Genomic DNA, 12,790 nt, shown 5'->3' with positions numbered 1-12,790 from the left:
AAGTTTTATTATTCTAAATTTTCTTTCATTATCTCATTTTCCCAAATAATTGTCGATTGCAAATTCATAAAAACTAATGCATATTTTTTACAATTCTGTGTCATCTACTCCATTTAACCAACCGTGAATCTCATCGATTACACCTTTCACACACCCATCAGCAAATGGTGATGTTAAATTAGCTGTTTCAACTAATTGTAAGAATGATTTACTACCGCCTTGACGGCAAAGATGAACATAATCTTCCCATGCCTCTTGACGATTCTCTCTTGAACGTTTCCAAAATTGGAACGCACAAATCTGTGCTAACGTATAGTCAATGTAATAAAATGGTGAGTTATAAATATGTGCTTGACGTTGCCAAAAGCCACCGCGCTCTAAATAATCATTTTCCTCATAATCACGATGTGGCAAGTACTTTCTTTCAATATTACGCCACGCTTCTTTGCGCTCAGCCGGTGATGCTTCTGGATGTTCATATACAAAATGCTGGAATTCATCAACAGATACACCATATGGTAAAAATAGCAACGCTGAACTTAAATGTGAGAAATAATATTTCTCTACATCTTCTTCAAAGAATAAATTCATCCATGGCCATGTGAAAAATTCCATACTCATTGAATGAATTTCACACGCCTCATATGTTGGCCAGTTATACTCTGGAATTTCATAGTGACGGCTTTCATATACCTGGAAAGCATGCCCTGCTTCATGCGTTAACACATCAATGTCACCAGACGTCCCGTTAAAGTTTGAGAAAATAAACGGTGCTTTATAATTTTCAATATATGTACAATAGCCTCCGCCAGCTTTTCCTTTTTTCGCAACAAGATCTAATAAATTATTTTCTAACATAAAATTAAAAAATGTATTTGTTTCTTCTGATAGTTCTCTATACATCGTTTTGCCATGATTCACAATCCAATCCGCATCACCTTTTGGCACTGCATTACCAGATGGATATTCAAAATTCTCATCATAATAAGCAAGCTTCTCCACTCCAATACGAGCCTGTTGTTTTTGTCTAAGTTCAGTTGCAACAGGTACAATATAATCAAGTACTTGTTTGCGGAAATTCGCAACCATCTCTGCATTGTAGTCTGTACGGTACATTCTTGCATATCCAAGCTCAACAAAATTGTTAAAACCAAGTTTCTTCGCAATCGTTGTTCTAACTTTAACAAGTTCATCATAAATACGATCTAACTCTTCTTCATGCTCCGCTAAAAATCCATAATATGCTTCACTTGCTTGTTTACGCATATTACGATCTCTGTTCTCCATAAACGGAACAAGTTGTGATAATGTTCTTTCTTCACCTTCAAATGAAATTTTAGCTGCCGCTATTAACTGTGTGTACCCAGAAGACAATTTGTTTTCTAACTGTAAATCTGCAACTACTTCATCTGAATATGTTTTCATTTCAGCCTCTGCAAGTGCAAATAACTGTATGCCATAATATTCTTCTAATTGTTTTCGAAATGGAGATTGTGTTAATGCTTCGTAATATTTTGTCACATATCCCTTCACAATTGGTGAATATTCATCAAAGAAATCTTGTTCTTCCTTATAAAATTCATCCGTCGTATCGACACTATGACGAATATAACATACGTTATACATCGTGCTAAAATCATTACGGATTTCATTAATCTGTGCAATTACTTCTTTTTGTTCTTCCACTGTTTTAGCACTCTTAAACTGTTGTAAAGTCTCCGCAAATCTGTCTTTCACTTCATCCATATTCGGACGTTTATATGCATAATTCTCAAACGACATACAAATAACCCCTTTCTTTTCTAAAAAACATTCCCTTACTATAATTCCATATATTTCGTAAATTCCCTTTATTCATTAATAAATTTCATCCTACTTATTGCCGGGAGTACTATATATTCATTTTCATTTTCCGACATACATCATGACCGCTTCTATGCGCGGACAAATCCTCTCGTCTCCCTCTAAAAAAAGAGATTTTATGTCGCTTTTTAAACTTATATAAAGAGCGTTTTTTCTGCTCACGGATAGCAGAAATAATAAAAACTTTGAAGTATACATTCAAAGTTTTTATTATTTCTCATATTTCCCTATCTTTTTTAACAACACTAAAAGTTGATCTTTTTCATCATTTGATAACATATGTAATGATTCATGTATGACTTCCTCATGGTTTGGAAAGATACTAGAAATTAATTGTATCCCTTGTTCTGTTAAATGAGCATAAATGACACGACGGTCATTTTGGCTAGGTTTTCGCTCAACGAGTCCTTTTTTCTCTAATTTATCAACAACATATGTAATGCTGCCACTTGCAATTAAAATTCTTTCCCCAATTTGCTGCAACGGTTGAGTTCCCTTATGGTATAACAATTCTAGTACGGCAAACTCAGTTGGGTTTAATCCATTGCTTTGAATAGACTTATTGGCAGTATCCATAACAGAGCGGTGTACGCGTGATAAAGCGATAAATACTTTTAATGATTTCGAAACATCTTCCTCTTCATACTGAGATGTCATAACACTCCCACCCTTTACTAAATCTCTTTTCAAATAGAGATATTCTTTCTCATTTGAAAAATACTGTCATATTTCAACATGTTACAACAAAAACCACAAAAAAACACTACACATTTCCGAATGTTTTTATATAATAAAATTAAAAACAGAAGGAGAAGCAATTTTGAATGTAAAACTACGCAACACATTTTTATATATTTTGCTTGTTATATTTCCAACACTTTGTATAAGTTCTATCTTATTTTTGTACGAAAAATATACAATGGAAAAAGAAAATAAACAAGCCGCTCATACAGTCGTATTTTTATATAGAGACTACTTAGATCGTTATCTAGGAGAATCAACATCTGCATTAGAAATGCTGGCGATGGTTATTAGCGCAAAAGCGCAAAATGATACTGAAATACAACAAGTGCTACATAGTACAGATGAAACTGACGAACGATTTGATGGCCTGTATTATGCAAATACAGATTTGAAAGTTACATTATCATCATCGAAATTAAAAGATTCTATCGATATTACTGATCGTTCTTACGCAAAAGAAGCTTTTAAAAATAAACAGACGACGGTTTCATCTGCAATTACAGATCGTGCTTCTGGCCATAAAGTGATTGTGATTGCCACTCCTGTTTTCAATAAAAACAAAGATATTTCTGGACTTCTATTAGCAAGCTTGCGGTTTGACTATATTGCAACGTCTTTAAATGCAATCAAACCAGAATATCATTTTGAAGTACTCGATAAGCATGGAGTTACATTTTTACACGATAATAATCCCAAATTCGCCCCAACAAACACACAACAAATTACTGTTCCATTAACAAGATTGCCGTGGAGCGTTGCTATTTATCCATTACCTATTGAAGAAACCATTTTATGTCATAACGTCTTTATGGATTGTTTAATAACATTATTTCTTATGACCATTTTATTTTTATTTATAAAATACATTCTTCTACAAAGACAAACAAAATTAGAAAGAAAACAAAATGAAATACAAAAACTAGAATTAGTTGGTTCCTTCGCTGCAAGTACAGCTCACGAAATTCGTAATCCTCTTACAGGTATTAAAGGACTCATTACTCTTTTGAAAGAAACACATACAAATGAAAAAGACCAATTTTATTTTTCTGTTATTGAGAAAGAAATTGAAAGGATTAATGAGATTGTCAGTGAATTCCTTATTCTCGGGAAACCAACTGCTATTATTGAAAAAACATACGATTTAAGAGATATTGTTAAAGAAGTTTCATTGATTATTCAATCCGAGGCAAATTTACATAACGTTCAACTTTCCATACATATGCCTGAACATCCAATTCCGATTCGTTGTTCAAATGATCATATTAAGCAAGTTATTTTAAATATTACAAAAAATGCTTTTGAAGCAATGTCACTTGATGATACATTGACAATTACAATCGAAGCGAATGAAAGTACGGCACAATTGCAAATCAAAGACACAGGAAAAGGAATTCCAAAACACATTCAAAAGCAAATTTTCCATCCGTTTTTCACAAACAAAGATACAGGAACGGGACTAGGGCTTGTCGTATGCAAAAGAATCATTGAAATTTATAATGGTCAAATTACGATTGAAAGTACAGAAAATATTGGAACAACCGTATGCATTATACTCCCGCTTTATTCACGGTAATCATCCCTTCTCCTTATGGGATGATTACTTTATAAATGTTGTCCAAAACGCATTCGATTTCTCATTGTGTGCGATTTTAAAAAATGATGTTTTTATCATTAAAAACCATTTCGACAACTTATTCTCTTTGTAACGTTGATATTTCACAATAAGTGTGTCCAATTCTTGACTTACTTGAATTGTCTCCAAGCTATTAAATCCATTTGTAAGTCCTAAATGAATCATTTCTTCACGCTTCACATGAATATCATACAAAAGCTTGTCCATTGTAGATTTTCTTTTTACTACAAACATGCGTATATCCCCCTCGATATCCTTTCATAATCTGTATCCCATTCTTATAAAGAATGAAACTTTCTGTTTCTCTCCTTATTACATACAAAAGTTCAGAAAATTAAACATTTTCTCCCTATAATTTACAAATCTTTATCCTCACCTTGAGAATTATTACAAATTATTCTATCTTTGTAAATACATTCGCAATAATAGACATTTTTTTTGTCTTATTTTAATAAAAATCCCTCTCAAACAAAGAACTCCCACTTTTCACAATTTTATTTTCGACATTTTGTGCGTTTAAATTCATTCAAAACGTAAACGATAACAGTAAATTATCATTTATACCACACCACTGAGCTCAATTACTTCAACTTACCGTTAGTAGATGAAAATATGGATGCTTTGTATGATCCGAAGGGAGACTTGTACATGCGAAAATATATGATAATCTTTTTCCTTACCGCTCTACTGCCAATCGTAACTTTTTCTGTGCCAACCTACGCTCACACAAACAAAGTAGCGATTGTCATTGATGACTTTGGAAATAATATGAAGGGTACGAAAAAAATGATCTCACTGCCTATCCCGTTAACTGTTGCAGTTATGCCATTTCTTCCATCTACAAAACAAGATGCGACATCAGCTCATCAAAAAGGACACGAAGTGATTATTCATATGCCAATGGAACCGGTAAAAGGAAAAAAAGAGTGGCTTGGCCCAAAAGCTATTACAACCGATTTAAGTGATGCTGAAATTAGAAGTCGTATCAAACAGGCAATTGAAGAGGTTCCATTCGCAATTGGAATGAATAATCATATGGGTTCAAAAGCAACGGCTGATGAAAGAGTGATGCGCATTATACTATCAGTTTGTAAAGAGCATCGTCTCTTTTATTTAGATAGTAAAACAAGTCCGCACAGCGTTGTCAAAAAAATTGGGGAAGAGATTGGTGTACCTATTGTCGAAAACAAACTATTTTTTGATGATTTATATACTTCGGCTCACGTAACAAAACAAGCAAATATTCTCTTACAAAAAGTGAGAACTGAACCTGTTATGGTAGCGATTGGTCACGTTGGTCCTCCAGGAGAAATTACATCTTCTGTCATTCGATCTTATATTCCTAAGATTCAAGAAAAAGCTGATTTTATCTTCTTATCTGATCTTGTAGCGCCAGCCCCACCTGTTTCTTCACAAAAATAGAGAGAGGCATCTGCCCCTCTCTATTTCTAAATGCGGTCTACATGACTAACTCGAAAACCCCTTTTTTCTAATTTTGCTATTAATGCTTCTATCTCTTGCTGATTTAAATCATCTGTTAAATTAACGATAACGCGTCTAATATATTGATCTCCATTATCTAACGTAAATAACCCACCGATATTATATAGCTTTAATAATCTACCAAGCTCTTTAATGATTCCTTTCGACTCATGCGTCGCTAATGTTAATATATATCCACCTGTATGCATTCCAAACGAGTCTTCAATCACATCAAAAATATTAGAATGTGTTAAAATGCCTATAAACTCATGATAATCATTTAATACAGTTAAAAAAGGCAATCTACGAATCGTATAAAAAGCTCTAAAGAAAGAATCACGTTCAAAAATAAAAGCCTGCTCATCTTTCATTAGCTCAGAAACACTTTCTTTCTTTTCTACTTGCTCCTTACACCTATTCTCTAGCACATCCACTTTATAAATAATCCCTTTAAATGCCTTACCGTCCTCTGCTAAAACAGGAATCGCTCTATATCCACTGCGTTCCATTATCTCTAAAGCTCGCTCCGCCTCTTCGTATTCGAAGCAGGTTACAACTTGTTGCTTCAGAAGAAAATGATTTTTAACTCGCAAAATACGTTCCTCCCCACATGACGACATGTAATCTATATATAATAAGGAGGGCCGTATTTTATGAGTAAAACTTCATAAGTAAAACGCTTTCATTTTTTTAATTACTTCCTAACTGTTTGTCATTCTCTTTAGGTACTTCTACCTAAAGAGATCCCTCGATTACATCACCGAACTTTTTGTTCCTTTAATCATTAACAATTTTACGTGGTAATTCATTAAGTACTCTAATCCCTCTAACCATTTTTTCGTTTCTTCTGGCGTTGTTCCCCAAACAAGTAATCCATAATTGTGAACAAGCACAGCTCCGCCTCCTTTTGTAAAGCAAGGCACACTCTCTTCTAACAAATTCGCAAATTTACTTTCATCTTCTACGATTGGAATTGTAATACTTGTAATTCCTTCTTTTCCAAAAACACGTTCTACATTTCTCTGTTCAAATGTTACTTCTCCTTCTTTTCCATATAACTCCGACATTAAGTGACTATCAACTGTTTGTACTTGTAAAATACATTCTGCCTGACTTTTTTTATAAATATCTGCGTGCATAAATGATTCAGAAGCCGGTTTCTCATCGAACGCAAATACCGGTTCACATGTACTATTAACCACAATAAAATCATCTTCTACAAATAGGCCTTTATCTTTTCCTGCTATATTAACTAAAAACGTAAGCGGATCTTTTGACGTTCGCATCGATAAACTAATTTTTGTCCCATAAAACCAATCGCGAAGAGCCAATTCCATCTTAATATCCCGTAATTCTTTCCATTTTTTCAAAAACAATAACACATTGTCACCCCCGTATTGTTATCTTCTATTTCTATGTAAAGGCGATATTTTTTGATAATTCTAAAAATTTAATTGAATTATCACATGATAAAACCTTTTTGTCAATATGCTTTTGCCATGTTCCCTAAACTTTATCCAAATAAAAAGAGCCCTATTATAGAGCTCTTTTATTCATCATAATTTGCAGCATAGCATTCTTCTCTTGTTCATTAATAATCCGTAATTTTCGCAGTATATATGCATATAAAATGATCTTCTCATACACTCTTCTCTTCACCCCTGCTCCCTTCTTTCCTTTAACCAACTTTTTTTCTATTGGTAAATTATATGAGCGATAAGAGAAAAAGTGTCCTGTTTTGTGTAAATTCAACTTCTTGTGAATGTTGTTTTTTTCCATATATATGCCTATACTAAAAAATGTAATTTCAAATTAAAGTTGAGGGTTAAAATATGAACATTATTATTAGTACGTTAAACGCAAAGTACATTCATACAAATCTAGCAATTCGTTATATTAAGGCATATGCCCAGCCAGAATTTGATCTTGAGATGGCTGAATATACGATTAACGATCCTGCCATGAATATCGTTACAGATTTACATAGGCGCAAACCTGATGTAATAGGATTTAGCTGTTATATTTGGAACATAGAAGAAACAATTGAAGTCATTCAAATGCTTAAAAAGATTAATCCAAATTTGATTATTTTTGTTGGTGGTCCAGAAGTTACATACGATGTGCCCTATTGGCTAAAACGTGTTCCTGAAATTGATTTTATTATTATCGGTGAAGGAGAAATTGCTGTAAAAAATCTTCTAGTTGAAATACAAGGTACACAACAATTTGAAAACCTTGACGGTATTGGATTCAAAAAAGATGATGGCACCTATGTAATCAAACCACAACGTGAGAAACTAAATTTAAAAGAATTACCATCTCCATATCGTTTCCCGGAAGATATTCCACATTTAAGTAAACGCATTACCTATATCGAAACGAGCCGGGGTTGTCCGTTTAGCTGCCAATTTTGTTTATCTTCTATTGAGGTCGGTGTCCGTTACTTCGATCGTGAACGGATTAAAGAAGATATTCGCTATTTAATGCAAAATGGTGCACGTATTATTAAATTCGTCGATCGTACTTTTAACATTAGCCGTAGCTACGCAATGGAAATGTTTCAATTTTTAATTGATGAACACGTAGAGGGGACTGTATTTCAATTTGAAATTACAGCCGATATTATGAGGCCTGAGGTCATTGAATTTTTAAATACAAATGCTCCTCCAGGTTTGTTCCGTTTTGAGATCGGTGTACAATCGACAAATGATCAAACAAACGATCTTGTAAAACGACGTCAAAACTTCGAAAAGTTAACAAGAACCGTTACAATGGTTCGCGATGGACAGAAAATCGATCAACATTTAGACTTAATTGCCGGACTTCCTGAAGAAGACTATCAATCCTTCCGAAAAACATTTAATGATGTCTTTGCATTAAAACCAGAAGAATTACAACTTGGCTTTTTAAAATTGCTACGTGGTACAGGCCTTCGACTTCGAGCAAATGATCATCAATATGTATACATGGAAAATGCACCGTATGAAATGCTTGGAAATAATGTACTATCATTCGATGATATTATTCGAATTAAACAAGTTGAAGATGTCTTAGAAAAATATTGGAATGCTCATCGTATGGACAACACTGTGTCATATATCATATCCCATGCATTTGATACACCTTTTGACTTCTTCCAAGAATTTGGCTCTTACTGGGATACACAAGGGTGGATACGAATTGGACACCAACTAGAAGATTTATTCCAACGTCTGTATCAGTTTTTACAATCAAGAAAAACTGCAAAGCTCCCGATCATTAAAGGGTTAATGACAATCGATTATTTACAAAATCATAAATATCGCCCGCGTAAATCATGGACAACAGAACAAAGGAAAAAAGAAGAAATAAATGCCTTCTATAAAGGAATTCTAGAACATCCAAACATTCTAGGAGATAAGTTTGCTGCTCTTCAATTGGCAGAAAAAGACTTGTATAAACACACAATTGTAGAGCATATACCATTTGATTACCACCATTACATGAAGCATGGGGAAGTGATTTCAAACCCTTCTTTCCTTGTTGCCTACTACAATCCGAAAACGACACAATGTGAATTATACGCAGCTAGTGTCAGCGAATTATCAACAATAATATAAAAAATGAGGCGTTTGTAAAACGCCTCATTTTGTCTTTCCTTTTTTTGAATTACGATTTGCATATTTTGCAACATCTTCATTTTCGTACTCTACTGCAAATTCCGCATCCGGCAAACTTTCTTTTGGAGTTTGGTTGTTCTTTGCAGCTGCGTTACGACTCACCTTTCGTTTTACCATACGAAACACTCCTCAATCCTTTATGCTTACAGTATTAATATGGACATTGAAACCACGCTCTATAGATGGTAACTGTTAACAAGTTGCGAATATGCAATGTGAGGAAATGCTATAAAACAGGAGGGGCTATACACCTTTCCACTTTAATAAACAAGGAGCGATGAATGTGAAGGAAAAGCAACCTATCGACTCTCCGATTCTCGATGAAACCATTCCGCACTAAATGAATTTCCCTTCGTTTAAAGGAACTGGCATCACAATGCCACAACCATTCATCAATGAATATGACGTGATTATTGGTGATAGCCAATATAATTCAGAAAATAGCCCCCTAAATAATTGGAGCGATGATATTGATCCTGCTATTATGGCCGGAGACCAATGGGTGCATCCAACGAATGATATCGGTTGGATTGCTGAAGAAAATCAAGAATTACTATCTAAAAATAATAATGATGCAGAAGATATTTTTATGCATCCACAGTTTGGTATTAATGATTAACATAGAAAAGCGATTCTATTTTAGAAAATAGAATCGCTCTTCTTATCCAATAATAATCCGTTCTTTCGGATATTTATATCGAGGAGGCCTCTCTCTTCCCCCAATCACCAATATGAACGCTAAAATACCAATCCGCCCGATAAACATCAGCACAATTAATATTAACTTTCCAATTGCTGTGAGTTCTGATGTAATTCCTGTCGATAATCCTGTTGTTCCAAATGCTGAACACACTTCTACGACGAGGTTCATTAATGGAAATGGTTCGGTTATACATAGAATAAATATTGCTACAGCACATAGCAATGCACCCATCAATGCAACAACAAATGATTTTACAATATCTTCTTCATGTAATTGTCTCCCAAATACACGTACACTTCTACTACCTTTTGCAAAGTTATACAATACGAGAATACTGACGGCAAATGTTGTTGTACGAATGCCTCCGCCAACAGAACTTGGAGAAGCTCCAATAAACATTAATATACTCATAAAGAAAAGTGTCGGGGGCGAAAATTCTTGAATATCCATCGTTGCTAAGCCGCCACTTCTTGTCGTAACAGATTGAAACAATGTATAAAACAGCATTTCATCCCATGATTTACCGTGCAAAAAATGATTCCATTCTAACAAAAAAATAACGACTGTTCCAACAATGACTAAAGAAAAGAACGTTGTCGCTGTAAGTTTTGTAAATAACGAAAAGCGAAATAATTTATCTTTCTTTCTACTCATATATTGCTTTACCTCAATTAATACAGGAAAACCAATTGCACCTAAAATAATGAGAAACATATGTATAATTTGTACGATATAATCCTTTTGATACGGTATAAGCGATTGACCCGTCAAATCAAATCCACCATTCGTTGTCGCACTAACAGCTGCAAAGAAACCATGAAAGTACGCTTCCTTCCATCTAGGAAAGTAATGTAAAAATCTTGTTCCTAATAAAAGGGCACCAAGCACTTCAATCGAAACAATTAATATTAAAATGGAGCGCATTAAATGAACAAGTCCAGCTAAATTCCCTTGATTTTGATCTGCCATAATTAATCGCCGCTGCTGCAAACCTATTTTCTTCCCTGTAATCATCCAAACAAACGTGCCAAGTGCCATAATACCAAGTCCGCCTAATTGTAAAACAAGTGCTAATATCACAATACCTGCTGTATTAAATGTATCTGGAATCGACACAGTAGATAACCCCGTTACACTTACCGCACTAACGGATATAAATAAAGCATCGATAAATGGCAAATTCACTCCTGGTTTTAAAACAAATGGCATGCTTAATAATAGAACAGATACAATTACAGCGATGCCATAAAATACAGCGATGAGCTGCACTGGCCTTAAACGTTGTAACCAATTTCTAATAAGTTTCATTCCATCACTTCTTTAACTTTTTTTTGAGTAAAATACTTTAAAATCAGAACTACTACGAATAATGAGCACATCACATATCATATCATTTTCCAACATTTCATAACAAGGAATAGACATTTCTTAACGTTCGAGCAATAGGCAGTATAACCAATATACTCTGTAACAGTTGCATGCCCTGCTGTTCCATAAAGTGAAACTTCCATCAGTGCGGGTTACTGTCTATTAATGCGGGATAAAAAAATCCAGCTAGTTTTCACTAACCGGATTTTTTCATATCAATTCCTAGTTTGAGCGTTCTTCAAGCCAATTCCCAACTGTTGGATATGTTTGCTTTACCGCTGTTCCGCCGTACACAATTGACATATGTCCCGTTGGAATACACACATACTGCTTATCAACACTCGAAATATGATCTAATAAAGCTTCCACCTGACATGGAAGTGCAATATGATCACGTTTCGCCGAAATATTTAATACATTTGCCTTAATATTTTCCAACTTCACCTGTTGGCCGCGAATCACAAGCTCACCTTTTACTAGCTTATTTTTTTGATAAAATTCTCGAATCCATTGACGATATGATTCTCCCGGAAACGGAATCCCATCTGCAACCCATTTTTGAACTAATCTCCAACTTTCTACAAACTGCTCATTTTCTGAACGATCAAGAAGCGCTACATAAGGACCGACAAAATTTGAAATCGGCTTTAACATTTTATTTCCAAAGTCAATCATTTCCGGAGGGATATTTCCAAATGTATCCACCGCTTTATCTAAGTTAAAATATTTTTCATCTAATAGCGGTCCATATAACCCTGTATCTGAGAAGTCAAATGGGCTCGTCATAAAAATTAAATTTCGAATCGGCATATGTGGGTGAAGTGCAGCATAAATAGACGTTAATGTTCCACCCATGCAATAACCAAGCAAAGAAATTTCTTCTGCCTTTGCTGTACGCAGTACCTTTTTCACGGCTTTTGCAATGTAATCAAGAACAAAATCATCAAATTTCAAATGACTATCTTCTAAACCAAACGTTCCCCAGTCTAGCATATACACATCAAAACCACGGTCCACTAAATATTCCACTAAGCTATTCCCTGGCGTTAAGTCCATAATGTAAGGCTTATTAATAAGAGCATAAATTAACAAGATAGGAACAGAATGTGTCTTTTCTTTCTTTGGAATGTAACGATATAACTTCGTCTTATTTTTCGTCCAAATCACTTCTTTCGGCGTTAAACCTACTTGTGGCTCTGGTTCACGAAGCAACACTTCACTCGCTCGTCTAAAGCGTCGATATGCTTTTCGATATTCCTCTGGATACAACTCTAATTGCTTTTCCCATTCTGCTCTGAGCATTGTCATGTTCACAACTCCTTTATATTTTTATTCCAT

General features: G+C 34.5%; 13 protein-coding genes. 4 read left to right on the top strand and 9 right to left on the bottom strand.

From position 1 onward, the window contains the following. Positions 1 to 87 precede the first annotated feature (87 nt). Positions 88 to 1,782 (bottom strand): M3 family oligoendopeptidase, encoded by a 1,695-nt coding sequence (locus Q9306_RS12570; RefSeq protein WP_306198882.1) that lies wholly within the window; start codon positions 1,780 to 1,782, stop codon positions 88 to 90. A gap of 291 nt (positions 1,783 to 2,073) precedes the next feature. Next, positions 2,074 to 2,520 carry a MarR family winged helix-turn-helix transcriptional regulator gene (locus Q9306_RS12565; RefSeq protein WP_306198880.1) on the bottom strand — a complete coding sequence of 149 codons (447 nt, stop codon included), beginning with the start codon at positions 2,518 to 2,520 and terminating at the stop codon, positions 2,074 to 2,076. A gap of 163 nt (positions 2,521 to 2,683) precedes the next feature. On the opposite strand from Q9306_RS12565, the gene Q9306_RS12560 reads away from it, so the two are divergent. After that, positions 2,684 to 4,180 (top strand): PAS domain-containing sensor histidine kinase, encoded by a 1,497-nt coding sequence (locus Q9306_RS12560; RefSeq protein ID WP_306198878.1) that lies wholly within the window; start codon positions 2,684 to 2,686, stop codon positions 4,178 to 4,180. Positions 4,181 to 4,204: 24 nt separating this feature from the next. On the opposite strand, the gene Q9306_RS12555 is transcribed toward Q9306_RS12560, so the two are convergent. Beyond that, the gene (locus tag Q9306_RS12555) at positions 4,205 to 4,474 is read right to left on the bottom strand and encodes an aspartyl-phosphate phosphatase Spo0E family protein (protein ID WP_306198876.1); all 270 of its coding nucleotides are present in this window, start codon (positions 4,472 to 4,474) and stop codon (positions 4,205 to 4,207) included. 414 nt (positions 4,475 to 4,888) lie between these two features. Between Q9306_RS12555 and Q9306_RS12550 the strand changes: the two genes are divergently transcribed. Continuing rightward, positions 4,889 to 5,662 carry a divergent polysaccharide deacetylase family protein gene (locus tag Q9306_RS12550; protein WP_306198874.1) on the top strand — a complete coding sequence of 258 codons (774 nt, stop codon included), beginning with the start codon at positions 4,889 to 4,891 and terminating at the stop codon, positions 5,660 to 5,662. Between the two features lie 26 nt (positions 5,663 to 5,688). Here the strand turns inward: Q9306_RS12550 and cbpA are convergent, their stop codons facing one another. From cbpA to Q9306_RS12535, 3 genes are all read right to left on the bottom strand, one after another. Continuing rightward, positions 5,689 to 6,315 carry a cyclic di-AMP binding protein CbpA gene (gene cbpA, locus Q9306_RS12545; protein ID WP_306198872.1) on the bottom strand — a complete coding sequence of 209 codons (627 nt, stop codon included), beginning with the start codon at positions 6,313 to 6,315 and terminating at the stop codon, positions 5,689 to 5,691. Positions 6,316 to 6,474: 159 nt separating this feature from the next. Then, a complete protein-coding gene (locus Q9306_RS12540) occupies positions 6,475 to 7,104 on the bottom strand; it encodes a class II aldolase/adducin family protein (RefSeq protein WP_306198870.1) in 630 nt (209 codons plus the stop codon). A 154-nt stretch (positions 7,105 to 7,258) separates the two neighbouring features. Further along, positions 7,259 to 7,381 (bottom strand): hypothetical protein, encoded by a 123-nt coding sequence (locus tag Q9306_RS12535; RefSeq protein WP_306198868.1) that lies wholly within the window; start codon positions 7,379 to 7,381, stop codon positions 7,259 to 7,261. A gap of 173 nt (positions 7,382 to 7,554) precedes the next feature. Between Q9306_RS12535 and Q9306_RS12530 the strand changes: the two genes are divergently transcribed. Further along, a complete protein-coding gene (locus Q9306_RS12530) occupies positions 7,555 to 9,321 on the top strand; it encodes a B12-binding domain-containing radical SAM protein (protein ID WP_306198866.1) in 1,767 nt (588 codons plus the stop codon). 24 nt (positions 9,322 to 9,345) lie between these two features. On the opposite strand, the gene Q9306_RS12525 is transcribed toward Q9306_RS12530, so the two are convergent. Continuing rightward, positions 9,346 to 9,498, bottom strand: a complete 153-nt coding sequence (locus Q9306_RS12525) for a hypothetical protein (protein ID WP_306198864.1) — start codon at positions 9,496 to 9,498, stop codon at positions 9,346 to 9,348. A gap of 223 nt (positions 9,499 to 9,721) precedes the next feature. On the opposite strand from Q9306_RS12525, the gene Q9306_RS12520 reads away from it, so the two are divergent. Further along, on the top strand, positions 9,722 to 10,000 hold the full coding sequence (locus Q9306_RS12520) for a DUF3905 domain-containing protein (RefSeq protein WP_306198862.1): 279 nt from the start codon (positions 9,722 to 9,724) through the stop codon (positions 9,998 to 10,000). Between the two features lie 42 nt (positions 10,001 to 10,042). Here Q9306_RS12520 and Q9306_RS12515 read toward each other — a convergent pair whose 3' ends face one another. Both Q9306_RS12515 and phaC read right to left on the bottom strand, forming a co-directional pair. Then, a complete protein-coding gene (locus Q9306_RS12515; protein WP_306198860.1) occupies positions 10,043 to 11,392 on the bottom strand; it encodes a TrkH family potassium uptake protein in 1,350 nt (449 codons plus the stop codon). A gap of 282 nt (positions 11,393 to 11,674) precedes the next feature. Further along, complete coding sequence (gene phaC, locus Q9306_RS12510) at positions 11,675 to 12,760, bottom strand: class III poly(R)-hydroxyalkanoic acid synthase subunit PhaC (protein ID WP_306198858.1); 1,086 nt, start codon at positions 12,758 to 12,760, stop codon at positions 11,675 to 11,677. Positions 12,761 to 12,790: the final 30 nt, after the last annotated feature.

The organism is Bacillus multifaciens, from assembly GCF_030756675.1.
GTDB lineage: Bacteria > Bacillota > Bacilli > Bacillales > Bacillaceae_G > Bacillus_A > Bacillus_A multifaciens.
The sequence above is the reverse complement of the archived record's forward strand: the minus strand, read 5'-3'. Positions and strand labels throughout refer to the sequence as shown.